This is a genomic window from Pseudomonas sp. NBRC 111143 (assembly GCF_001320965.1).
Taxonomy (GTDB): Bacteria; Pseudomonadota; Gammaproteobacteria; order Pseudomonadales; family Pseudomonadaceae; genus Aquipseudomonas; species Aquipseudomonas machongensis.
This window is the reverse complement of the sequence record NZ_BCBT01000051.1, coordinates 1-21,313: the sequence shown is the minus strand read 5'-3', so window position 1 is coordinate 21,313 and position 21,313 is coordinate 1. Positions and strand designations below refer to the sequence as shown.

Genomic DNA, 21,313 nt, shown 5'->3' with positions numbered 1-21,313 from the left:
TCATGAACGGTTTAGCCAGTTACTTCTGGATTGCCGTGGCGGCAATTCTTCTACTCATCGACCTGTGGGCCATCGTCAGCGTGTTCAGGAGCGACAAGACGGATGCCGTCAAAGCGGCTTGGGCCCTGCTGATCCTGGCGCTGCCGCTCGTGGGTCTGGGGATCTGGGGCGTTGCTGGCCCACGAGGCATCAAGCGAGGCACTGGGCCCACGTCTGACGAGCACAGCAAAGGCTGACGGTGCGGAGGTTGGCGCTGCGGCACACTTCGCCCGCTCAGCCCGCGTCGAGCCCTGGATATTCGAACCGAACGTCCAGGATCGACGCGCTCAGGCCAGTTGGATGTAGACCGAGTAGCTCCCCAGCAGCACCCAGAAGACCAGAAAGATCCACGGCGTGCGTAACGAAAACAGCAGTGATTTTCGATGCCCTGCACGCGAGGTCTCTGCCTCGGAGAACAGCGGCGACTCGTCGTAGGCCAACCCCATCAACGGCTCGCTGCGCAGCAGGTGGCTTTGCTTGAGCTGCCAGTGATCGATGATGTTGTACGCAGCCCGGATGCCAGGCCAGGCGTTGAGCGAGCTCAATACCCCGAGCAAGGCAAGGAACGCCGGCACGATCAGGGTGAACATTTCGCCCCACCCTTGATTGAGGTTGCCCATGGAAGAAACGAACGCGATGACCAGGAAAGATTGCGCCGCCAGGTAGGCATCCGTGCGATTGGCCAGGATGCTGGTTTCGTACTGGATCTCGCGGCGGTAGAAGTCCAGGCGTTCCTTGGGAGAGCCGAACATCCTCGCATTGTGCTCGTTGATCTCGTGTTCAGGAGTGGTTGGGGTAATGATTCGAGGCATTCGCTGCTCCGGAAAGTGGGGTCCGAGCTACGAGATGAGCCAGGAGCTGAGTCCGGTAGAACAGGCGATGGGACCGAGAATTCCATTGAATTGACGTCTCACCTGCGATTTCCCTGCTCCGCCCCAGAGGCTCGCCAACGTGGCGAGCCTCAACCCTGTCGGGTGGCAGTTTCAGCGTTTGTGCTGACCATGATCACGGGCCGTTTTTTGCGCCGTCGAGTCATGTGATGTACCGGTAGATCCGTCCGGACGATGGGCGTCGTTGTCTCGCTCCTCCTCACCCTGGGTCCCGGTCTGCGTCCCCGGCTTTTGAGTCTGGATCTCTTTCTTCATGCTGCTCTCCTCAGCTTGGCCTTTGAACAAGGGAAGCCAATCCGTGGGGCAAAGTTCCATGTTTGAAGCCCAGACCCGCTAAAGGTCAAGCGCGCCACGGTGCAACGCACTCAGCCTGCGCGCAGCGTCAACGCCGCCCTCGTCCAGCAGGCATAACGGGATTCCGCTCAACGCATGCAGCGAATCAGCCAACCCCTCGCCAACCAAGGCCAGCGGACAGGCAATGTCCATCTGCAAGGTACGCAAGCGCCTGGCCAAGGCGGGGCTCACCGGCGCCTGGACTTTTATCACCAGCGCCGCAGGCTGCATGGCGGTGCAGAGCAACGGCAACTCTTCCAACGACTGCCCGCAGCCCAGTACGTCGATGCGCTGTTGCTCGCTGCTCAACATCAGCCCAGCGCACAGCACCTCGAATTCAGCCAGCCCCTCGATGCTTGCCAGCAGCACCCGCGGCGCGGGGATCTGATTCAAGTGCAGACGCGCCAGCAAGCGGGCACGCAGGAACGTATCGAGAAACAGCCATTGGCTACGCCGGCCTGGAGCAGCCCCTGAAGCCAACTCATACCAAACCGGCATCAGCACTTCGCGCAGCACGGAGGTCTTGGGGAACAGGGTGAACAACTGGCCATGAATCCCCTCCAACGCCTGTGCATCGAATGCCTCGGATGCACGCACCACAGCGTCTCGCCATTCGTCGAAGGCCGAGGCCTGCTGCACTGGCGCCTCAGGCCGGCCGGTGAGCCTGTCGCCGACCTTGCTGATAGGCAGGCCGTTGGCAGTCCAGCGCAGGATGTCGCGTATGCGTTGCACATCCCGGGCGGTGTACAAACGATGGCCGCCCTCGGTGCGCTGCGGGCGTATCAAGCCATGGCGCCGCTCCCAGGCGCGCAACGTGACCGGGTTGATGCCGGTCAAGCTGACCACATCGCGCATGGGTAGCAAATTGGGTGGGGTGGTGTCAGTCATAATCAGAGAATATCCGGGAGATCGAGCATTCTAAACTCATATGGACTTTCTGCGGCGAGCCTCCATGGTCCATCATGCAGACAACGGCGCCGAGGTCTTCCACACAGAAGCAATCTGCGCATCTCGCATATAAAACGCCTGTAGGTGGGCCCTATGATCACCGCGAAACTCCTTCAACTGATGGTCGAGCATTCGAACGATGGCATCGTCGTTGCCGAGCAAGAGGGCAACGACAGCATCCTCATCTACGTCAACCCCGCTTTCGAGCGCCTGACCGGCTATTACGCCGACGACATCCTCTATCAGGATTGCCGTTTTCTGCAGGGCGAGAATCATGACCAGGAAGCCCTCGCAAGCATCCGCGATGCGATCCGTGAAGGCCGCCCCTGCCGCCAGGTGCTACGCAACTATCGCAAGGATGGAAGCCTGTTCTGGAACGAATTATCCATCTCCCCCGTGTACAACGAGGCAGACCAGCTGACCTACTACATCGGCATCCAGCGCGATGTGACAGCGCAGGTATGCGCCGAAGAAAAGGTGCGCGAGCTCGAGGCCGAAGTGGCCCGCTTGCGCCGCCAGCTCGGCCAGGACGAGCGCTAAAAAAAAGCTATACACAACCCTCAATCTGTATAGATTAATCTCGGCGCTTCAGCTATACCTGTACAACAAATATATTTTGTACAGGATTTCCTGGAGCCCACATGTCAGCATACCTACAGCAATTCGCCGAGCGCTTCGCCAGCCTCGATGGGGCTAACCTCGGCACGCTGGAAAACCTGTACAGCGAAGACATTACTTTTCGCGACCCTCTGCACCACATACAGGGCCTGCCGGCGCTGCGAGCCTATTTCGAGCAGCTGTACGCCAACGCCACCGATATCCGCTATGCCTTTCTCAGCGCCGACGAGGTGAGTCCCGGACAGGGTTACCTGCGCTGGACCCTGCAGTTCCGCCACCCACGCCTGGCCAGCGGGCGGCAGATCTCGTTGCAAGGTTGCAGTTGCCTGCACTGGCGCGACCGTGTGCATTTTCACCAGGACTATTTCGACGCCGGCGCCCTCATTTATGAACACCTTCCCATCATGGGCGGCGCCATTCGCTGGCTCAAAGGCAGGCTGGCATGAGCCGCTGCTGGTTGACCGGCGCCAGCAGCGGTATCGGTGCCGAGCTCGCTCGCATCCTCCTGGAGCAAGGCCATCAAGTGGCCCTGGGCGCACGCCAGGCCGATCGCCTTGCACCCCTGGCCGAACAGTTTCCTGGGCAGGTACTGCTGGCCATCGGCGATCTTGGCAACCCTGAGGATATCGCCGCGATCGCCGCGCGGATCGAGCAGGCCTGGGGCGGGCTGGACATGGCCATTTTCAATGCCGGCACCTGCGAATACCTGGAGCCGGGGCAGTTCGATCCGGCGCTGGTCGAGCGCGTGATGCGCACCAACCTGCTCAGTGTCGCCTATTGCCTGGCATCGGCACTGCCCCTGCTTCGCAAGGGCGAGCGCCCTCACCTGGTGGTGATGGGCAGTTCGGTGACCTGGCTGGCATTGCCCCGCGCCGGTGCCTACGGCGCCTCCAAGGCTGCGGTGCGCTACTTGATGGAGTCACAGCGGATCGACCTGGCTCGCGAAGGTATCGCAGTCACCTTGATCAGCCCTGGCTTTGTCGACACACCTTTGACACGCCGCAACGATTTCCCCATGCCGCAGCTGTGGAGTGCGCAGCGCGCCGCCCGACACATCGCCAGGCGCTTGCCCCACCGCCCCGTGGAAATCAACTTCCCCGGTCTTTTCACCTGTGTATTGCGCCTGCTCGGTGCGCTACCGGCGCGCCTGCGTCTGGCCCTGGGGCAACGCCTCGCCCGTCATGAACAGGAAGGTTGATTCATGCGTATAGCAATCATCGGCAGCGGCATCGCCGGGCTGACCTGCGCCCATCTGCTGTCACGCAACCACCAGGTCACGGTTTTCGAGGCCGAGCGCTGGATCGGTGGCCACACCCACACCCTCGATGTGGTCTGGAAGGGCCAGCGCCATGCAATAGACACCGGCTTCATCGTGTTCAACGACTGGACCTACCCCAACTTCATTCGGCTGCTCGACCAGCTCAAGGTCACCTCACAGCCCACCGAAATGAGTTTTTCCGTGCATGACCCGGCCACAGGCCTTGAGTACAACGGCCACGACCTGAACACACTGTTCGCACAACGCCGCAACCTGATCTCCCCAGGCTTCTGGGGAATGCTGCGGGATATTCTGCGCTTCAACCGCCAGGCACTGTCCGACCTGGACAGCCAGCGTATCGATGCCAGCACCACGCTGGGTAGCTACCTTCAGGCACAGGGCTATGGGCAGCGCTTCATCGACCACTACATCGTGCCGATGGGATCGGCCATCTGGTCGATGTCCCGCGCCGACATGCTCCACTTCCCCCTCGAGTTCTTCGTCCGCTTCTGTCGCAACCACGGCTTGCTGTCGGTCAACCACCGTCCACAGTGGCGGGTCATCAACGGTGGTTCGAGCAGCTACATCGCGCCACTGTGCCGCCCCTTCGCTGACCACATCCGCCTTGACTGCAAGGTTCACCGGGTCAGCCGCGACGAAGGTGGGGTAACCGTGGTGAGCGCGGCCGGCACCGAACGCTTCGACAATGTGGTGTTTGCCTGCCATAGCGACCAGGCCCTGGCAATGCTGGAAAGCCCCAGCGCACAGGAGCGTGCCGTGCTCGGGGCCATCGGCTACGCCAGTAACGATGTCGTACTGCACACCGACACCCGCCTGCTGCCGCGCCGCAAGCGCGCCTGGGCGAGCTGGAACTACCGCCTGGGAGGCCCACAGGAGGCTCCCGCCGCGCTGACCTACAACATGAATATCCTGCAAGGTATTCAGGCACCGACCACCTTCTGCGTGAGCCTCAACCAGACCGCATTGATAGACCCTGCGCAGGTGATTGCCCGCTTTCAGTACGCCCATCCTCAATACAGCCTCGCGGCATCCGCGGCGCAGGCTCGGCAGTCAGAGCTGCAAGGTCAGCAGCACAGCTACTTCTGTGGTGCCTACTGGGGAAATGGCTTTCACGAGGACGGTGTGGTCAGTGCGCTGAAGGTGGCCGCGCATTTCGGGGTGCAACTGTGAACAGCAGCCTTTGCCTGGGCTGGATCAGCCACCATCGCCTGACGCCGCGCGCCCACGCGTTCCGCTATCGAACAGGCATGTTCTACCTGGATCTGGACGAGCAAACCTGGCTGATGAGCCTGTCACGCTGGCTAGGGCGCTGGCGCCTAGCACCGCTCAGCTTTCGCCAGACCGACTACCTGCCAGCACTGACCCAGCAGGGACACACGTTGGCACAGGCCGCGCGCTTGATCGTCCACCAAGCCACGGGGCATATGCCCGAAGGCCCGGTCCACCTGCTCACGCAACTGCGCTGCTGGGGGCTGTCGTTCAACCCGGTGAGTTTCTATTTCTGCCATGACCGCGACGCGAACCTGGCGGCGATCCTGCTGGAAGTACGAAACACCCCCTGGCGTGAACGCTTCCACTATGTGCTGCCGGTGCACGACAACCTCGGCACACCCTTCACGGTGGCCAAGGCCTTCCATGTGTCGCCGTTCATGCCACTGGACATGGACTATCGCTTTCGCTTCTCCCTGGATGCGCAACATATACGTATCCACATGGAGAACCACCAACACGAGCGTACGGTGTTCAAGGCAGACCTCGCCTTGCAGCGCCAGCCTTTGGACCGCGCCAGTCTGCACCGATACATCCTGGCCTTCCCGTGGATGAGCCTGCGCACCCTCTCGGCTATCTACTGGCAAGCACTGCGCCTGCTGTTCAAGCGCACCCCCATCCATGACCACACTGCCCGCCAGAATCACTTGGCGCTCGGCCACTCCTGCGAGGACACGAATGATGTCGAATCACACCCTGAGCGTTAGCAAGTTCGCCGGCCTTGCGCCGTTGCTCGGCGGTCTGGCACGAAGCGCCGTGCTCGCCCGGATGGGTAAGCTGCGCCACGGTCACTTGCGCCTGCTGTGCCACGGCCAGCAGTGGAGTTTTGGCGATACCGAGAGCCCGTTGCAGGCCGAAGTGGAGGTGCTCGATGACGCCACCTGGAGCCTGATCGCTGGCAATGGCTCGATCGGTGCTGGCGAAGCCTACATTCACGGCTATTGGCGCAGCCCGGACCTTGCACGGGTGACGCGCCTGTTCGTCGCCAACCTTGAAGTGCTCGACGCGCTCGAGGGCGGCCTGGCACGCCTCGGCCGCCCTGCCCTGCGGCTGTTGCACCAGCTCAACCGCAATAGCAGGCGCGGTTCCCGGCGTAACATTCTGGCGCACTACGACCTGGGCAACGCCCTGTTCGAGCGACTACTGGACCCCACCATGATGTATTCGGCAGCCCAGTTCGAGCATCCCGGGCAGACACTGGAACACGCACAGGTGCACAAGCTGGAGCGTATCTGCCAGAAACTTGAGCTATGCCCTGACGATCACCTGCTGGAAATTGGCTGCGGTTGGGGCTCCCTGGCGATTCACGCCGCCACCCGATACGGCTGCAAGGTCACCACCACCACGCTCTCCGAAGCGCAGTACAGCCATACCCTGGAGCGCGTTCGGGCGCTGGGCCTGGAGCAGCGCATAACGGTACTTCGCGAGGACTACCGCGACCTGGAAGGCCGTTTCGACAAATTGGTTTCGATCGAGATGATCGAGGCGGTAGGCCATCGTTATCTGCCGGTGTACTTCCGCCAGTGCGCCGCGCTGCTCAAGCCCGATGGCCTGATGCTGCTGCAAGCCATCACCATTCGCGACCAACGTTACGACCAGGCACGGCGCTCGGTGGACTTCATCCAGCGCTACATTTTCCCCGGAGGCGCCCTGCCTTCGCTGAGCGTGATGCTCGATACCGCCAGCCGGCACACCGCGCTGAACCTTGTACATATGGAAGATTTCGGCCAGGACTACGCCCTCACCCTGCAGCATTGGCGGGAAAACCTGCGTCAGGCACGCACGGCGCTGGCCGACCTGGGCTACGACGACACGTTCCAGCGCCTGTGGGAATTCTACTTGTGCTACTGCCAAGGCGGCTTCGAGGAGCGCGCCATCGGCGTTGCCCACCTGCTGTTGGCCGCGCCCCAGGCACGTCGTGCGCCCTTGCCAGGCCATGCCTGATGCACGGCGGCAGGCTGGTCGCCAATGCCCTTTGGTTGCAGGTCGGCTGGTGGGCCTGCGTACTGGGTGCCGAACGGCCCTGGCTCTTGCTGCTGGTGATCCTCGGCCTGGGCGTGCACCTGCGCCTGAGCCAGGACGTCAGCGGCGAGTTCAAGGCCCTGTGGCGCGTTACCTTGGCCGGCTGCCTGCTCGATACGGTGCTGGGAGCGCTGGGGGTATTCGCGTTCGATGCCTGGCCGCTGCCCCTGTGGCTGGCACTGCTGTGGCTGGTGCTGGCCAGTGGCATGCGCCACAGCCTGGCATGGATCGCCAGGGACTGGCGGCTCGGTGCACTGCTAGGCGCAATCGGCGGCCCCCTGGCTTACCTGGCGGGCGCCAGGCTGGCCGGGGTGGGATTGCCGTTGGGCACGCTGGAAACCGGCCTGCTACTGGCGCCCATCTGGGCCTTCACCTTGCCCCTGCTCTTGCGCCTGGCGGCGTGGCGCTGACCTGCGGCATCGCTCAGAGCAATAGCGCACCTCTTCCCAGCAGCGCGCCCAGCGCTTGCGCCAGCTGAACGGCCGGCCGCACACCACACAGACTTTGCTGGGCAACAGGCTCTTCTTCATATTGCCTGCCCGGCATCCAGTCGCGCCAACAACGACTGGCCGCGTTGCCATACGGCATCGCGACGGCTGGCCGACATGCCATCGAGCCCACGATAGGCCAGAGCCAGCCGCGGGTTAGCCGACAGCAAGGTGCGATGGCGAATCAGAAAATGCCAGTACAGAGCATTGAACGGGCAAGCATCCTCCTCGGTTACCTGACCAACCCTGTAACTGCAGGACGCGCAATGGTCGGACATGCGCTGGATGTACCGACCACTCGCACAATAAGGCTTGGAGCCCAGGTAGCCACCGTCGGCATGCATCACCATGCCAAGCGTGTTGGGCAGCTCGACCCAGTCGAAGGCGTCCATGTAGACCGCCAGGTACCACTCACAAATCGCCGTTGGCACGATACCGGCCAGCAAGGCAAAGTTGCCGGTGATCATCAGCCGTTGGATATGGTGTGCGTAGCCCAGCCGCAAGGTCTGCCCGATGGCTTGCGCCATGCAGCGCATACGGGTTTGCCCGGTCCAGTAGAATTCCGGCAGCGCGCGCTCGTTGCCCAGGTGATTGAGCCCGGCATATTCCGGCATGCGCAGCCAGTAGATCCCGCGCACGTACTCGCGCCAGCCTATCAACTGGCGGATGAACCCCTCGGCTGCATTGAGCGGCACTCGCCGCTCGCGCCACGCCCTGTCGACGTCTTCACACAGGCAACGCACATCCAGTAGCCCGATGTTGAGCGCCGCACTGATGCGTGCATGAAACAGGTAAGGCTCACCCTCGGCCATCGCATCCTGGTAGTCCCCGAAAGCCGCCAGGCCAAACTCTAGAAAGTGTTGCCAGAGCTGCTGGGCCTGGGAATGAGTTACTGGATAGTCGAAGCCGTCGGTGGCCCCGTAGTGATCGCTGAAGCGCTGACCTACCAGCGCCTGTACCGCTGCTGTGATCTCGTCCTGCGCAAAATGCGCAGCGAATGGGCCACGTAGCTGACGCGGCAACGGCTTGCGATTGTCGGCATCGAAATTCCAGGCCCCACCTGCCGGGCTGCCATCGAGCTCCATCAGCAGGCCGGTGCGCTTGCGCATGCCACGGTAGAAGTGCTCCATGCGCAGTTGGCGCCGCTCGCCGGCCCAGCGCGCAAAGGCTTCGCGCGAGCACAGAAAACGCCGGTCACGGTGCCACACCAGCGGCAACCCGGCATCACGCAATGCCTGCTCCAGACGCCACTCGCCGCACTCGGTCAGGTGGATCTGCGTAGCGCCCAAGGCCTGTTGCCAGCGACACAACTCGCCAACGATGCTGCCGCTGTTGCCTGCCGCATCGAGCTCGACATAGTGCACTTGCCAACCCCGCTCGCGCAGGCAGCGAGCGAAGTGCCGCATGGCGCTGAAGATCAGTACGATCTTCAGTGGATGGTGCGGCACGTACCGGGCCTCACCCTCCACCTCCGCCATCAAGATAGCGTCACGGGCAGGGTCGAGAGCGCTCAGGCTCGCCAGGTCGAACGACAGCTGGTCACCCAGCACCAGGCCCAGGCGCATCGTTTCGCCTACCACTGGCTGGCCAGCGTTATCGGGACCCGCAGTGGTTCGATGGGGCCGTCACGTTGCCCGCACATCTCATCATGCACCACGTGCTGCACCAGCGTGCAGGGCACAGCTGGCAGGCCCGTCAGCAACTGGCGTAGCTCGGTGGTGGAGCGCACGCGCGCGGGCTGCCCGTGGGCATCGTTCAGAGTCACGGGCCCAGCGTCGGTCAAGGCACGCAGGAGGTAGAAGCCGCCCTCCAGCGACAGCAGTTCCAGCGCCTTCGCTTCGCCGGTCGAGACCCATTGAAAAAGCGTGATCAGGTTCACGGCGTACCCTCCGGGAGGCGGCGGAAGAACAGGGTGATCTGGCCGATTTCCACGCCCAGCTTGCTCATACTCGAGCGATTGATCAGGGTGTCGTTATCCATCAGGTACATCCAGTCGTCCAGGTCCACTTGCCAGCTACGCCCATCGACAGGCAGGTCAAGTTGATAACGCCAGCGCAACGCGTTACCCGCCACTTCCCCCCTCGCCTCACCAATGACGTCCCCCGCCGTTCCGCGCCAGCGGCCAGGGCCGTCGGGCACCAACCGCCAGGTGCGTTCCTGACGGGTGCCATCGCTATAGAGAAAATGTTCTTCGAGGATCAGATGCTCACCTTCACGACGGCTATCGATGCGCACATGAAAGCGCTTGACCACCTCACCGGAGCGCTTCTGGAACATCCCCCAGGCCTGTACCGGCCGCGAGAAGAACGCCATCAGGTCGAGCTTCGGCTGCTCCTGCGCATAGCGTTCGACCCCGACATTGCCACAGCTGCCCAGAAGCAGACACAACGCCAGCAACAGTGCTTTGTACATGTTCAGCGTCCTCGTTCACTGCCAGTCAGCCCGAGCAGGCGCTGACGCAGTTGTGGGTCCCTGGCACGTGGATCGAGCCAGATGGCAAAGAATGCCCGGGCAAAGGCCGGATCGGTGATTTCGCGGCTCAATTCACCCTCGACGTAAAAGCGGCACCCCTGCCCCGGCAGGTACAAGCCTGTAATTCGCATCCCGGGGCGCACGTCCACGAATGCCGCTTCGAGCGCCTGGGTCCAAGCCAAGCGTTGCTGTGGCGCAATGCCGCCAGCGTTGAGACGATGCATTTCCTCGAGGCTGGCCTGTACCAGCGTGTCCTTGGACAACGACCGGTGATAGAGAAGCTCGAGGGCGAACGGCTGATTCCAGTCCAGCGCCGGCCCCAGCGTCCATAGCTGGGCGGTGTATAGACGCAGGCCGAACCAAGTGAACTCACCCGCACCCAACCGCTGCGCTCCGGGCAACTGCGAGCGCCAGTCCGCCGTCGCCGAAAACGCAACGATCAGCAGGAACAGGCACGTCCAACGAGCAGGGTGAACCATATTGACCTCGAGCGCGGCCTAATACTGTACAAAGATAGCACGATGTATAGATATTCCATCTTCATGTACAGATTTTTCCATTCGCCTCCAAGCCACGGGCACAGTCGTTGGTCGCAAAATCGAAAAGAGCTGCCCGTTGAGCCATCCGGTCAAAACGTTCGCACTTATTTGCCTGCGCGGTAGTCATAGGTCTGAATACCACCTCGCCTACCGGAGCTCCCATGCCCACGACCCGCGCCTGCCAACAGCTCGCTCTGGAGCAGAATCGCCGGCTGTTCGCCAGCGCCTATGAACTCGACCACGCAGCCTTTGCCCTACTCGAAGGCGTCGGGCTCGACGCCTTTGACTTCGACCATTACCAAAGGCTCCGGCGCAAGGCAGCCGAGCGTTATCAGGAGGCCATCGAGCATCTGGCCCTCCTCGAGGGCAACCGCTCATCGCCAAAGTGAGCGCCAACCTATAATCTGCGCCCAGTGCCCGGCGATTCGCCCCAGGCCATTTCCCAGTCCGTACAAGGCTGATGCCATGAAGTCGTCCAGCAAAACGTCCCTCGCCTCGCCGCACAACTCGGCGCTCAGCCCCAGCCACCTGGATTTCCCCGTGGTCGGCATCGGCGCCTCAGCCGGCGGCTTGGAGGCGATCCGTCGTTTCTTCCAGCACGCCCCGGACGACTCCGGCATGGCCTTCGTCGTGGTTCTACACCTCTCCCCGGACCACCAGAGCCAGGCCGACCGGATCATCCAGGCTGTCACCCGCATGCCGGTACGCCAGGTCAGCGAGCCGGTGCCGATCGAACGCAACCATGTCTACGTGATCTCGCCGGCCAATCGCCTGTCCACCAACGACGGCTACCTGCGGGTAACTCCGGCCAAGCGCAGCCGCGGCGATCATGTGGCCATCGACCTGTTCTTTCGCGATCTGGCCGACGTGCACAAGGACCATGCGTTCTGCGTCGTGCTCTCGGGAACCGGTAGCGACGGCGCCGTAGGCCTGACGCGCATCAAGGAGCAAGGTGGCGTGACCCTGGTGCAGGCACCCGATGATGCCGAGCACCCCGACATGCCCCGTGCGGCGCTGGCCACCGGCATGGTCGACCTGCTGCTGCCGGTGGCTGAAATGCCTGGGCGCCTGGTCGAGTTGTGGCGCACGGCGCGCCAGGTGAAACTGCCGGAAATCGAAGACGACAGCCTGCCGCCGCCACTGGGAGAGCGTGAAGGCGACCCGGCGGCAAGTGACCCGTTGCTGGATGAGATCCTGCTGACGCTGCAAGGCGATACCGGGCACGATTTCAGCCATTACAAGCGCGCCACCGTACTGCGCCGGCTGGAACGCCGCCTGCATGTCACCGGCCAGACAGAACTGGCCGGCTACCTCGACTTCCTGCAACGCCATCCGGAGGAGTCGCGGGCGCTGCTGGCCGACATGCTGATCGGAGTGACCAATTTCTTCCGCGACCGCGAAGCGTTCGAAGCGTTGCAGCGCCATGTCATGCCCGGCCTGGTCAACAAGGATGCCAGCGAAGAGTCCGCGCATGAGGTACGCCTCTGGTCAGCGGGCTGCTCCACCGGCGAGGAGGCCTACAGCCTGGCGATGTTGGTGACCGAACAGTTGGCGGTGGAACAGCGCAGTGCCCAGGTGCAGGTCTTCGCCACCGACCTCGACGAACGCGCCATCGCTATCGGTCGCGCCGGCCGGTATCCAGACGCCATCGCCACCGACGTGTCACCGGCGCGCCTGCGCCAGTTCTTCATCAAGGAAGAACAGCACTTGCGGGTACGCAAGGAAATCAGGGAAAAGGTCCTGTTCGCCCGTCACAACCTGCTATCCGACCCGCCGTTCTCCCAGCTTGACCTGATCGTCTGCCGCAACCTGCTGATCTACCTGGACCGCGAGGTGCAGCGCGATATCCTGCGTCTGTTCCATTTCGCCCTGCGTCCAGGCGGCCATTTATTCCTTGGTAGCTCCGAGTCGACTGACCTTGCGGCCGAGCTGTTCGTCGCCGTGGACAAACGCAACCGTATCTTCCGCGCCCGAGAAGTGCCGACCACCAGCCATCCGCCGCGCCTGCAGGCCCCGGAGCCTGCGCTCGCGCCACCGGCCCGCGCGCGTAGCACTCGCCGATTGTCCTACGCCGAGATCCACCACCGCGCACTCGCCCGCTGCACGCCGCCCAGCCTGGTGGTCGATAGCGAGGGCAATATCCTGCACATGAGTGACGGTGTCGGGCGCTTCCTGCGCCATGCGGGTGGCGAGCTCAGCCACAACCTGCTCAGCCTGATCATCGCGCCTTTGCGGCCGGCCCTGCGCAGTACCATGCTGCAAGCGCAAGGCAGCGGCCAGGCGGTGACCTCGCGCAGTGTCGCGGTCAACCTCGACGAACAGCCCACTACCGTGCAAATCCTGATCCAGCCGCACCAGGACGACCCCAGTGGTACCGATTGCCTGCTGGTGGTGTTCCAGACGGTAGAAGTCGATAGCAGCGCCAGCACCAACGCAGCCGTCGAGCAGTCCGAAGGCATGGTGTTGAGCAACCTGGAGCGCGAACTGCACCGCACGCGGCTGCAACTGCAGGAAACCATCGAGCAATCGGAGTTTTCCAGCCAGGAGTTGACCGCCTCCAACGAGGAAATGCAGGCGATCAACGAGGAACTGCGCTCGGCCAGCGAGGAACTGGAAACCAGCAAGGAGGAGCTGCAGTCGATCAACGAAGAGCTGCTGACGGTCAACTACGAGCTCAAGACCAAGGTCGAGGAGACCGACAAGGTCAACGACTACCTGAGCAACCTGATCGCCTCGACCGACATCGCCACGGTCTTCGTCGACCGTAACCTGTGCATCCGCTGGTTCACCCCACGGGCCACCGACATTTTCAGCATGCTGCCGGTGGACACCGGGCGCTCGCTACTCGATATCACCCATCGTCTCGACTACCCCGGCCTGGCCGACGACGCCCGTGCCGTGGTCGAGCGCGAGACCACCATCGAGCGCGAGGTGGTCGGCCACAACCAGCACTGGTACCTGGCCCGCTTGCTGCCCTACCGGGCCAGCGAGCGCAACGTCGATGGCACCGTGCTGACCTTCATCGACATCAGCCAGAGCCGCGCCGCGGAAGAACGCTTGCGCCAGGGCGAGGAACGCATGCGCCTGGTGGCCGAGAGCACCCATGACTTCGCCATCATCCTGCTTGACGAGCAAGGTCTGATCACCGACTGGAACACCGGCGCCGCGCTGATTTTCGGTTATGGCAAGGACGAGGTCCTCGGCCAGCACTATCAGCTGATCTTCACCGAACAGGATCAGGCCAGCGGTGTGCCGGAACACGAGCTGCGCAGCGCCCGCCTCCATGGCCGCGGCCAGGACGAGCGCTGGCACGTGCGCAAGGATGGCAGTCGCTTCTATTGCAGCGGCGAGGTCTCCCGCCTCAAGGGCAGCAGCCTGCGCGGCTACGTGAAGATCGCCCGAGACCTCACCGGCCACAAGCGCCTGCACGACGAGCAGAGCAAGCAACTGGCCGAGTCGCAGAGCAGCAGCCACATGAAGGACGAGTTCTTCGCCGTCATGTCCCACGAGCTCAAGCATCCGCTGAACCTGATCCAACTCAACGCCGAGATCCTGCGTCGCTCGCCGGCGGTAAAGTCTGCCAGCGCCGCCAGCAAGGCTGTCGGGATCATCTGTGACGCAGTATCCAGTCAGGCGCGGATCATCGACGACCTGCTCGACGTCGCCCGCATCCGCACCGGCAAGCTCAAGCTCAAGACCCAGTTGATCGACCTGTGCGCAGTGCTACAGGGCATCCATGCGGTGGTGCTCAACGAGCAGCATCCTTGCACCGTGCGCCTGGCGTTGCCGGCCGATGGCGCGCCGGTCTACGTCGATGCCGATGGCACGCGGCTCGAACAGATCATCTGGAATCTGCTGAACAACGCCTTGAAATTCAGCCCCGCAGGCAGCGAGATTCGCGTGGCGCTCGCCAGGCGAGACACTCAAGCCCACCTGGAGGTGATCGACCAGGGCGTGGGCCTGACCGCGGATAGCCTCGAAAGCGTTTTCGACCTGTTCACCCAGGCTGCCACGCAGTCGTCCGGCAACCACCGCGACGGGCTAGGCATCGGCCTGTCGCTGGTGCGCCAGTTGGTCGAGGCCCATGGCGGGACGGTGGCGGCTTATTCTCCGGGGCTTGGTTGCGGTAGTACCTTTACAGTCTCCCTGCCATTGTCCGCACCCGAGCACCAGGCCCCGCCAGATGCGCCCGCGCAGGACAGCGACGGCCGCCTGGACGGTATCAAGGTACTGCTGGTAGACGACTCGAAGGAAATCCTCGAGGTCATGCAGCAGTTGCTGGAGATGGAAGGTGCGAACGTCGAGGCCTACAGCGACCCGCAAGCAGCGCTCGAGGCCGCCGCCGACGGACACTACGAGATCATCCTGTCCGATATCGGCATGCCGATAATGGACGGCCATGCCTTGATCAAGGCGCTACGGGGCCTGGAACACCTGCGCTACACACCGGCCATTGCCCTGACCGGCTACGGCGCCAGCGCCGACCAGTACCGCTCACGCCAGTCAGGCTTCGATCGCCATCTGAACAAGCCGGTGGGCTATGACGAACTGGTCGAGGCCATAGAGACACTGTGCGGGTCGGTGCCCTACTGACCTGACTCTTGCCGTGTCGCCTTCCAGGCTCAGTCAGACGTGTCCTTTTCCTGAGCATCACGGCTCGCTTTTGCCGAGTCGTGCTCACCCATCCGCTGGTAATGCTTGCGCAGCGCATGCAGTTCCGCCGGCCCCATGTCCTCAAGGTCCAGCAGCGCCTTGTGCGCCCGCTTGGTGGTGCGCAGCAGCTCGTCGATCTTGATGTGCAACTCGTCGTTGTCGCGGTTCTGGGTGTTCTGGATCAGGAACACCATCAGGAAGGTGATGATCGTGGTCGAGGTGTTGATCACCAGTTGCCAGGTATCGTTGAAGTCAAACAACGGCCCGCTCACCCCCCAAACAATGATGAGCACTAGTGCGATGGCGAAGGTCATCGGACGTCCACTGCGGTTGGCCAACCATTGGGCAAATCGATCGAATTTCATGGTTTACCTCGATGTGTGCTCCTGCATGCGGTGGAGCCCCGCAGCACGGGCAAAGTTCCGGCTTTCTTGCCCCACCGGCGAACTTGCTCGCAACGCAGGCCACGCGCGGTACTGCTGTTGTTCGCCCGCTAAATGTTTGTCCCGCGGTCCTTCAGGCAACTGGTCTGGAAATCCGAGAATCCTTGCAGTGCGATGACTCGCGCCCTGGTCACAACTGAACACAGGCTTTCCTGTGTTCGACCAGAGGTGACCCCTCATGGCTGACAAAAGCGACTGACCTACCTGCCCAGGAGACCGACCATGAGCGACCCCAATCATCCAGATCCTTATGTCGATGAAATCCCACACGATCCCGGCGAGAAGATACCCGCGCCCGACCCGCAACAAGAGGTACCCGACTGGCCGGAAGGCCAGGTACCTCCAGAAGAACAATCCGACGGCTGAAGGCACGGCGCTTTGCAGGTAGCGCCACTCGTCAATCCTGCTGGAACCCTCTCGATCCGCCACGGGTCGCTACTGATGAGTACATCAACCCAGGGGGCAGTGGTGAGCGAGATCCGCATTGGCATTTCCGGTTGGCGCTATGGCCCATGGCGCAAGGACTTCTACCCCAAGGGGCTGCGTCAGGACGACGAACTGGCGTTCGCCTCGCGGGCAGTCAACACTATCGAGATCAATGGCTCGTTCTACGCGCTGCAGACCCCTGAACGCTACGAGCACTGGCGTGACGAGACGCCTGACGATTTCGTGTTTTCGGTCAAGGCGCCGCGCTATATCACCCATGTGCGCAGGCTTCGCGAGATCGACGAAGCGCTGGCCAACTTCTTCGCCTCGGGCCCCTTGCTGCTGGGTGACAAGCTTGGACCTTTTCTCTGGCAGTTTCCCCCAAACCTGAAATTCGACGTGCAGCGGTTCAGCGATTTTCTCGCCAAGCTTCCACATGACCGCTCGGCCGCCCGCCGCCTTGCCCGCGACGCCGCCGAGCGCCTGCAAGGCAGCGGTGGGACTGCCATCAAGGGCAACGCACGCCTACGCCACGCCGTGGAAATCCGCCACCCCAGCTTCCTTTGCGACACGTTCATCGACCTGTTGCGCAAACACAAGGTCGCCTTGGTGGTCGCCGACAGCGCGGGCAAATGGCCCTATGTCGAGGAGGTCACGGCCGACTTCATGTACCTGCGCCTGCATGGCGATGTCGAGCTCTACAGCAGCGGCTATACCGCCAGCGCGCTGCGCCGCTGGCGCATGCGTATCCAGGCCTGGGCGGCAGGCGGCCAGCCGGAGGATGCCCAGCGCGTCGTGCGCCGCGCGCCGGCCAAACGCGCCTCCCGTGACGTGTACTGCTACTTCGACAACGACCAGAAGGTGCATGCCCCTTACGATGCCCGCCGCCTGCTGGGCAAGCTCGGCCTTGACGGCGAGCTGGTGACCGAGCCCGGCGTCGAGCCGCAGGAGCCGCTATGAACGGAACCTTGCCTGCCCCACGCTGCATCATCGACAAGGTGACCGCCGTGCACCGCCTGACGGTGCTGACCCTCAACGTGCACAAGGGCTTCACCCTGTTCAATCGCCGTTTCATCCTGCCGGAACTGCGCGAGGCGGTGCGCGCGACCGGGGCCGACCTGGTGTTCCTGCAGGAAGTACACGGCAGCCATCAGCAGCATGCCGAGCGCCACCCGACCTGGCCGACGGCACCTCAGTACGAATTCCTCGCCGACAGCATGTGGCCGCAGTTCGCCTACGGACGCAACGCGGTCTATCCCCATGGCGACCATGGCAATGCCCTGCTGTCCAAATTTCCGATCCGCGCCCACGACAACCTTGACGTCACGATTCACGGCAACGAGGAGCGCGGCCTGCTGCATTGCCAGCTCGAAGTGCCGGGCCACGAGCAGGTGCACGCGATCTGCGTGCACCTCGGGCTGCGCGAGGAGCACCGGCAGCAGCAGGTCGACCTGCTGCTGGCGTTGCTTGACAGCCTGCCCTCGGACGAGCCGGTTATCGTCGCAGGTGACTTCAACGACTGGCGCCTGAAAGCGGATGTGCGGCTCTCGGGGCATCTGGTCGAAGCCTTCGGCAAGCCGGCGCGCAGCTTTCCCGCGCGCCTGCCGCTGCTGCGCCTGGACCGCATCTACCTGCGCAACGCACAAGCCAGCGACGCCCGGGTACTGTCCAGATACCCGTGGTCACACCTCTCCGACCATGCCCCGCTGGTGGCGCAGGTGACGCTATGAAGCTGCCCTGGAGCGAAGGCAATCACGTCCAGTTGCTGGTCAACGGCGAGCAGTACTATCCGCGCGTGCTCGAGGCCATGGCTCAGGCTCGCGAGGAAATACTCCTGGAGACCTTCATCATCTACGACGACAAGGTCGGCCAGGCCTTGCGCCAGGCCCTGATCGACGCCGCCCGGCGCGGGGTAAGGGTCGAAGTCGCCGTGGACGGTTACGGCACCGCCGACCTGCCCGACGAATTCATCGCCTCGATGACCGAGGCCGGGGTCCGTTTCCATTCGTTCGATCCGCAACCACGATTGGCCGGCATGCGCACCAACCTGTTCCGTCGCCTGCACCGCAAGATCCTGGTGATCGACGGACAACGCGCGTTCATCGGCGGTATCAACTACAGCGCCGACCACCTCGGCGACTTCGGCCCACAAGCCAAGCAGGACTACGCCGTGGAGGTCGTCGGCCCGGTAGTGGGCCAGGTGCACGCGTCCTCCTGCCGAATGCTCGCCCCCGTGCTGGATGCCGCCAGCCGAGTCCAGCCGAACAACATCGCCGCAGGCCCGGCCAGCGCCGTGCTGGTGGAGCGCGACAACCGGCGCCACCGCACCGATATCGAGGCCTGTTATCTGCAAGCCCTGCGCGAAGCCAGGCAACGTATCGTCGTGGCCAACGCCTACTTCTTCCCCGGCTACCGCCTGCTGCGCGAACTGCGCAACGCCGCTCGGCGCGGGGTCGAGGTGACCCTGATCCTTCAGGGGCAACCGGACATGCGCTGGGTCCGCGCACTCTCCCGGCTGCTCTACAACTACCTGTTGCGCGACGAGGTGCGCATCTACGAATACTGCCAGCGTCCGCTGCACGGCAAGGTAGCGTTGGTGGACGACGAGTGGACCACGGTGGGCTCGAGCAACCTCGACCCACTGAGCCTGTCGTTCAACCTCGAAGCCAACCTGCTGATCCGCGACCGGGCGTTCAACGAAATGCTCTACCAACACTTGAGCGAACTGACCCGCGAGCACTGCAAGGCCGTGACGCTGGAGCGCATGGTGCGCGGTTACTGGTGGCGTGCCCCTTTGATCTTCCTGGGCTTCCATATCACCCGCTACTTCCCGCGTATCGCCGGCTGGTTCCCGGCACACCGGCAACGCCTGCAGTCGCTGCAAAGCGAAAGCGAGGCTCCGGCCGACTACCAAGAGGGCAAGACCTGATGGCCACGCCACGCTGGAAGACCTGGGGCAAACGCCTGCTGACCGTGCTGTTCCTGGTATTGATCCCGATGCTGCTGTTCACCCTGGCGCGCAACCTGGACTGGAACGAAGTCAGCCAGTCGCTGCGGGCCTACCGGCCCTCGACGTTGGTCCTGGGATTGTTGCTGGCCCTGTGCAGCTACCTGGTGTTCGCCAGTTACGACCTGCTCGCCCGCGCCTATACCGGCCACCGTCTGCCGGCTCGGCAGGTGCTGCCGGTGGCATTCGTCTGTTATGCGTTCAACCTCAACTTCACCACCTGGGTCGGTGGCGTAGCCCTGCGCTATCGGCTGTACGGCAGGCTGGGCCTGGATACCCCGACCATCACCCGCATCCTCACCCTGGGCCTGTTGACCAACTGGATGGGCTACCTGCTGTTGGCCGGCACCGTATTCGCCTTGGGCTTGGTCAAGCTGCCGGAGAACTGGACGGTAGGCGCTGGCGGCCTGCGGCTGATCGGCGTGTTGATGGTCGTGGTCGCGTTGGCCTACCTGTTCGCCTGCGCCTTCGCCAAGCGGCGCACGTGGGACCTGCGCGGGCATGAAGTCACCCTGCCGAGCCTGCGCCTGGCGTTGTGCCAGGTGGCCTTGGGTGCAAGCAACTGGGCGTTGATGGCGGCGTTGATCCATCTGCTGCTGCCACCGGAGCTGTTCTATCCCTCGGTGCTGGGTGTGTTGCTGATCAGTTGCGTGGCGGGCGTGGTCGCCCATATTCCCGCCGGGCTTGGGGTGCTGGAGGCCGTGTTCCTCGCCCTGCTCCATGGCCAGCTCGGCCAGGGCACGCTGGTGGCCGCGTTGCTGGGTTATCGAACCTTGTACTACTTGATCCCGCTGCTGTTGGCGGTGGTCACCTACCTGATCCTCGAGAAACGCGCCAAGGCCTTGCGCCGACAGGTCGAGCCAGCCCTCGACAAGCGCTGATGGGCCGTGGGGCCCGGGAGGTACATCATGCGGATCGTTCCATGTATTGCACTACTGGCCACCCTGGCCAGCGGCCAGGCAATGGCCGAAGGCTGCGACGTAGTCACGCGCTCATCCAGCGAGGCGGTCAAACCGGTGCAGCAGCACACCTGCTACAGCTACGCCAACATGCCGGCCGAAGCGATTGCCTGGTCGTGCAGCAACGAAAGCAAGGAGATGCTCAACAGCCAGAAACGCCGGATCGAGCGTTGCGCCGACGGCAGCGTCGGCAGCTGCATCGCACCGCTGACCCAGGAAACCCTGGCCAACCCCGATGCCGCGGGGCGCAACGAGCCTTCCACCCGCCCCACCGTGCCCAAGGACGCGCGGATCATCACCTACTACTACGACACCCCCAGCCTGGGCCAGGCGCGTAGCGATTGCGAACGCAGCAACGGTGTCTGGCAGACCCACTGACGTAGAGGAGAACGACCATGCCACGTGGAGAAAAAGACAAGTACACCGATAAACAGAAGCGCAAGGCCGAGCATATCGAACAGAGCTACGAGGCCAAGGGCGTGTCCAAGGACGAAGCCGAAGCCCGCGCCTGGGCCACGGTCAACAAGCAGTCCGGAGGCGGTGAGCGCAACGGCGGTTCGGGGCAACGGAAAAGCCCGACGGCCAAGGCCAAGGCACGGGAGTCCTCGGCCCGGCGCGCAGTCGCGACGAAGCATGGCGTGCCCCGTTCCGGACAACAGCTGGAGGACATGACCAAGGCCGAGTTGATGGACCGTGCGCGTAAACAGCACATCGCCGGTCGCTCGACCATGCGCAAGGGAGAGTTGATCGAGGCCTTACGCAAAGTGGCTTGAGCCGCACCGGCGTTCTTACAGGGCAATCTCAGTGCCGTTGCCGTTGCCGTTACCAATCAAGAATCCAGCCTCATACCTCACGAGCGACAGCTACGCCAGCCCAGGCACCACCCGTACCTCCGCGACTTCAGGAGGCCGAACGCAGGACTTGCGGA

Annotated in this window: 26 protein-coding genes; 17 read left to right on the top strand and 9 right to left on the bottom strand. The window is 63.2% G+C overall.

The window, feature by feature from the left end; all coding sequences use genetic code 11:
* The first annotated feature begins 2 nt into the window (after positions 1-2).
* Complete coding sequence (locus APH44_RS22685; RefSeq protein ID WP_054894652.1) at positions 3-236, top strand: PLDc N-terminal domain-containing protein; 234 nt, start codon at positions 3-5, stop codon at positions 234-236.
* 90 nt (positions 237-326) lie between these two features.
* Here the strand turns inward: APH44_RS22685 and APH44_RS22680 are convergent, their stop codons facing one another.
* From APH44_RS22680 to APH44_RS22675, 3 genes are all read right to left on the bottom strand, one after another.
* Entirely contained in the window at positions 327-851 is a 525-nt protein-coding gene (locus APH44_RS22680) for a hypothetical protein (protein ID WP_054894651.1), read from the bottom strand.
* A gap of 171 nt (positions 852-1,022) precedes the next feature.
* Positions 1,023-1,184: a hypothetical protein gene (locus APH44_RS30145; RefSeq protein ID WP_172964774.1), complete on the bottom strand. Its 162-nt coding sequence runs from the start codon at positions 1,182-1,184 to the stop codon at positions 1,023-1,025.
* A gap of 78 nt (positions 1,185-1,262) precedes the next feature.
* Positions 1,263-2,150 carry a MerR family transcriptional regulator gene (locus APH44_RS22675; protein ID WP_054894650.1) on the bottom strand — a complete coding sequence of 296 codons (888 nt, stop codon included), beginning with the start codon at positions 2,148-2,150 and terminating at the stop codon, positions 1,263-1,265.
* A 153-nt stretch (positions 2,151-2,303) separates the two neighbouring features.
* On the opposite strand from APH44_RS22675, the gene APH44_RS22670 reads away from it, so the two are divergent.
* The 7 genes from APH44_RS22670 (at position 2,304) to APH44_RS22640 (ending at position 7,808) form a co-directional block, all read left to right on the top strand.
* A complete protein-coding gene (locus tag APH44_RS22670) occupies positions 2,304-2,750 on the top strand; it encodes a PAS domain S-box protein (protein WP_054894649.1) in 447 nt (148 codons plus the stop codon).
* Between the two features lie 101 nt (positions 2,751-2,851).
* On the top strand, positions 2,852-3,274 hold the full coding sequence (locus APH44_RS22665; protein WP_054894648.1) for a nuclear transport factor 2 family protein: 423 nt from the start codon (positions 2,852-2,854) through the stop codon (positions 3,272-3,274).
* Positions 3,271-4,026 carry an SDR family oxidoreductase gene (locus APH44_RS22660; protein WP_054894647.1) on the top strand — a complete coding sequence of 252 codons (756 nt, stop codon included), beginning with the start codon at positions 3,271-3,273 and terminating at the stop codon, positions 4,024-4,026. Before APH44_RS22665 ends, APH44_RS22660 begins: the two co-directional genes overlap by 4 nt.
* 3 nt (positions 4,027-4,029) lie before the next feature.
* A complete protein-coding gene (locus APH44_RS22655; RefSeq protein WP_054894646.1) occupies positions 4,030-5,277 on the top strand; it encodes an NAD(P)/FAD-dependent oxidoreductase in 1,248 nt (415 codons plus the stop codon).
* Positions 5,274-6,083 carry a DUF1365 domain-containing protein gene (locus APH44_RS22650; RefSeq protein WP_054894645.1) on the top strand — a complete coding sequence of 270 codons (810 nt, stop codon included), beginning with the start codon at positions 5,274-5,276 and terminating at the stop codon, positions 6,081-6,083. Before APH44_RS22655 ends, APH44_RS22650 begins: the two co-directional genes overlap by 4 nt.
* Positions 6,058-7,320 carry a cyclopropane-fatty-acyl-phospholipid synthase family protein gene (locus tag APH44_RS22645; protein ID WP_054894644.1) on the top strand — a complete coding sequence of 421 codons (1,263 nt, stop codon included), beginning with the start codon at positions 6,058-6,060 and terminating at the stop codon, positions 7,318-7,320. The genes APH44_RS22650 and APH44_RS22645 overlap by 26 nt, the downstream gene beginning before the upstream one ends.
* Positions 7,320-7,808 carry a DUF2878 domain-containing protein gene (locus APH44_RS22640; RefSeq protein ID WP_054894643.1) on the top strand — a complete coding sequence of 163 codons (489 nt, stop codon included), beginning with the start codon at positions 7,320-7,322 and terminating at the stop codon, positions 7,806-7,808. Before APH44_RS22645 ends, APH44_RS22640 begins: the two co-directional genes overlap by 1 nt.
* On the opposite strand, the gene APH44_RS29395 is transcribed toward APH44_RS22640, so the two are convergent.
* From APH44_RS29395 to APH44_RS22620, 5 genes are read right to left on the bottom strand one after another with little or no spacing between them, the layout of a single operon-like run.
* Complete coding sequence (locus APH44_RS29395) at positions 7,746-7,928, bottom strand: DUF2256 domain-containing protein (protein ID WP_082420897.1); 183 nt, start codon at positions 7,926-7,928, stop codon at positions 7,746-7,748. The two genes, APH44_RS22640 and APH44_RS29395, sit on opposite strands and share 63 nt — an antisense overlap.
* Positions 7,925-9,451, bottom strand: a complete 1,527-nt coding sequence (locus APH44_RS22635; RefSeq protein ID WP_054894642.1) for a cryptochrome/photolyase family protein — start codon at positions 9,449-9,451, stop codon at positions 7,925-7,927. The genes APH44_RS29395 and APH44_RS22635 overlap by 4 nt, the downstream gene beginning before the upstream one ends.
* Positions 9,452-9,459: 8 nt before the next feature.
* Positions 9,460-9,765 (bottom strand): DUF6482 family protein, encoded by a 306-nt coding sequence (locus APH44_RS22630; protein WP_054894641.1) that lies wholly within the window; start codon positions 9,763-9,765, stop codon positions 9,460-9,462.
* A complete protein-coding gene (locus APH44_RS22625) occupies positions 9,762-10,298 on the bottom strand; it encodes a DUF3833 domain-containing protein (protein WP_054894640.1) in 537 nt (178 codons plus the stop codon). The genes APH44_RS22630 and APH44_RS22625 overlap by 4 nt, the downstream gene beginning before the upstream one ends.
* Positions 10,299-10,300: 2 nt before the next feature.
* Entirely contained in the window at positions 10,301-10,837 is a 537-nt protein-coding gene (locus APH44_RS22620) for a chalcone isomerase family protein (protein ID WP_054894639.1), read from the bottom strand.
* Between the two features lie 221 nt (positions 10,838-11,058).
* Between APH44_RS22620 and APH44_RS22615 the strand changes: the two genes are divergently transcribed.
* Entirely contained in the window at positions 11,059-11,286 is a 228-nt protein-coding gene (locus tag APH44_RS22615; protein ID WP_054894638.1) for a hypothetical protein, read from the top strand.
* Positions 11,287-11,362: 76 nt separating this feature from the next.
* On the top strand, positions 11,363-15,490 hold the full coding sequence (locus tag APH44_RS22610; protein ID WP_054894637.1) for a CheR family methyltransferase: 4,128 nt from the start codon (positions 11,363-11,365) through the stop codon (positions 15,488-15,490).
* 29 nt (positions 15,491-15,519) lie between these two features.
* Here APH44_RS22610 and APH44_RS22605 read toward each other — a convergent pair whose 3' ends face one another.
* On the bottom strand, positions 15,520-15,915 hold the full coding sequence (locus tag APH44_RS22605; protein WP_054894636.1) for a low affinity iron permease family protein: 396 nt from the start codon (positions 15,913-15,915) through the stop codon (positions 15,520-15,522).
* Between the two features lie 300 nt (positions 15,916-16,215).
* On the opposite strand from APH44_RS22605, the gene APH44_RS29850 reads away from it, so the two are divergent.
* The 7 genes from APH44_RS29850 (at position 16,216) to APH44_RS22570 (ending at position 21,158) form a co-directional block, all read left to right on the top strand.
* Entirely contained in the window at positions 16,216-16,359 is a 144-nt protein-coding gene (locus tag APH44_RS29850; protein WP_156343782.1) for a hypothetical protein, read from the top strand.
* 75 nt (positions 16,360-16,434) lie between these two features.
* Entirely contained in the window at positions 16,435-17,379 is a 945-nt protein-coding gene (locus APH44_RS22595; protein WP_256216455.1) for a DUF72 domain-containing protein, read from the top strand.
* Positions 17,376-18,149 (top strand): endonuclease/exonuclease/phosphatase family protein, encoded by a 774-nt coding sequence (locus APH44_RS22590; RefSeq protein WP_054894633.1) that lies wholly within the window; start codon positions 17,376-17,378, stop codon positions 18,147-18,149. The genes APH44_RS22595 and APH44_RS22590 overlap by 4 nt, the downstream gene beginning before the upstream one ends.
* Positions 18,146-19,348 carry a cardiolipin synthase ClsB gene (gene clsB, locus APH44_RS22585; protein WP_054894632.1) on the top strand — a complete coding sequence of 401 codons (1,203 nt, stop codon included), beginning with the start codon at positions 18,146-18,148 and terminating at the stop codon, positions 19,346-19,348. Before APH44_RS22590 ends, clsB begins: the two co-directional genes overlap by 4 nt.
* Entirely contained in the window at positions 19,348-20,307 is a 960-nt protein-coding gene (locus tag APH44_RS22580) for a lysylphosphatidylglycerol synthase domain-containing protein (protein ID WP_054894631.1), read from the top strand. The genes clsB and APH44_RS22580 overlap by 1 nt, the downstream gene beginning before the upstream one ends.
* A gap of 27 nt (positions 20,308-20,334) precedes the next feature.
* Positions 20,335-20,763, top strand: coding sequence for a hypothetical protein (locus tag APH44_RS22575; RefSeq protein ID WP_054894630.1), 429 nt, complete (start codon positions 20,335-20,337; stop codon positions 20,761-20,763).
* Positions 20,764-20,780: 17 nt separating this feature from the next.
* On the top strand, positions 20,781-21,158 hold the full coding sequence (locus APH44_RS22570; RefSeq protein ID WP_054894629.1) for a Rho termination factor N-terminal domain-containing protein: 378 nt from the start codon (positions 20,781-20,783) through the stop codon (positions 21,156-21,158).
* Positions 21,159-21,313 lie beyond the last annotated feature (155 nt).

Coding starts and splice junctions, on each gene's coding strand:
- APH44_RS22635 (WP_054894642.1), bottom strand. CDS start 9,451: ATGCGCCTGGGCCTGGTGCTGGGTGACCAGCTGTCGTTCGACCTGGCG.
- APH44_RS22610 (WP_054894637.1), top strand. CDS start 11,363: ATGAAGTCGTCCAGCAAAACGTCCCTCGCCTCGCCGCACAACTCGGCG.
- APH44_RS22580 (WP_054894631.1), top strand. CDS start 19,348: ATGGCCACGCCACGCTGGAAGACCTGGGGCAAACGCCTGCTGACCGTG.
- APH44_RS22680 (WP_054894651.1), bottom strand. CDS start 851: ATGCCTCGAATCATTACCCCAACCACTCCTGAACACGAGATCAACGAG.
- APH44_RS22605 (WP_054894636.1), bottom strand. CDS start 15,915: ATGAAATTCGATCGATTTGCCCAATGGTTGGCCAACCGCAGTGGACGT.
- APH44_RS22590 (WP_054894633.1), top strand. CDS start 17,376: ATGAACGGAACCTTGCCTGCCCCACGCTGCATCATCGACAAGGTGACC.
- APH44_RS29850 (WP_156343782.1), top strand. CDS start 16,216: ATGAGCGACCCCAATCATCCAGATCCTTATGTCGATGAAATCCCACAC.
- APH44_RS22675 (WP_054894650.1), bottom strand. CDS start 2,150: ATGACTGACACCACCCCACCCAATTTGCTACCCATGCGCGATGTGGTC.
- APH44_RS22665 (WP_054894648.1), top strand. CDS start 2,852: ATGTCAGCATACCTACAGCAATTCGCCGAGCGCTTCGCCAGCCTCGAT.
- APH44_RS22615 (WP_054894638.1), top strand. CDS start 11,059: ATGCCCACGACCCGCGCCTGCCAACAGCTCGCTCTGGAGCAGAATCGC.
- APH44_RS22595 (WP_256216455.1), top strand. CDS start 16,435: ATGAGTACATCAACCCAGGGGGCAGTGGTGAGCGAGATCCGCATTGGC.
- APH44_RS22625 (WP_054894640.1), bottom strand. CDS start 10,298: ATGTACAAAGCACTGTTGCTGGCGTTGTGTCTGCTTCTGGGCAGCTGT.
- APH44_RS22575 (WP_054894630.1), top strand. CDS start 20,335: ATGCGGATCGTTCCATGTATTGCACTACTGGCCACCCTGGCCAGCGGC.
- clsB (WP_054894632.1), top strand. CDS start 18,146: ATGAAGCTGCCCTGGAGCGAAGGCAATCACGTCCAGTTGCTGGTCAAC.
- APH44_RS22670 (WP_054894649.1), top strand. CDS start 2,304: ATGATCACCGCGAAACTCCTTCAACTGATGGTCGAGCATTCGAACGAT.
- APH44_RS22640 (WP_054894643.1), top strand. CDS start 7,320: ATGCACGGCGGCAGGCTGGTCGCCAATGCCCTTTGGTTGCAGGTCGGC.
- APH44_RS22655 (WP_054894646.1), top strand. CDS start 4,030: ATGCGTATAGCAATCATCGGCAGCGGCATCGCCGGGCTGACCTGCGCC.
- APH44_RS30145 (WP_172964774.1), bottom strand. CDS start 1,184: ATGAAGAAAGAGATCCAGACTCAAAAGCCGGGGACGCAGACCGGGACC.
- APH44_RS22685 (WP_054894652.1), top strand. CDS start 3: ATGAACGGTTTAGCCAGTTACTTCTGGATTGCCGTGGCGGCAATTCTT.
- APH44_RS29395 (WP_082420897.1), bottom strand. CDS start 7,928: ATGAAGAAGAGCCTGTTGCCCAGCAAAGTCTGTGTGGTGTGCGGCCGG.
- APH44_RS22645 (WP_054894644.1), top strand. CDS start 6,058: ATGTCGAATCACACCCTGAGCGTTAGCAAGTTCGCCGGCCTTGCGCCG.
- APH44_RS22570 (WP_054894629.1), top strand. CDS start 20,781: ATGCCACGTGGAGAAAAAGACAAGTACACCGATAAACAGAAGCGCAAG.
- APH44_RS22660 (WP_054894647.1), top strand. CDS start 3,271: ATGAGCCGCTGCTGGTTGACCGGCGCCAGCAGCGGTATCGGTGCCGAG.
- APH44_RS22620 (WP_054894639.1), bottom strand. CDS start 10,837: ATGGTTCACCCTGCTCGTTGGACGTGCCTGTTCCTGCTGATCGTTGCG.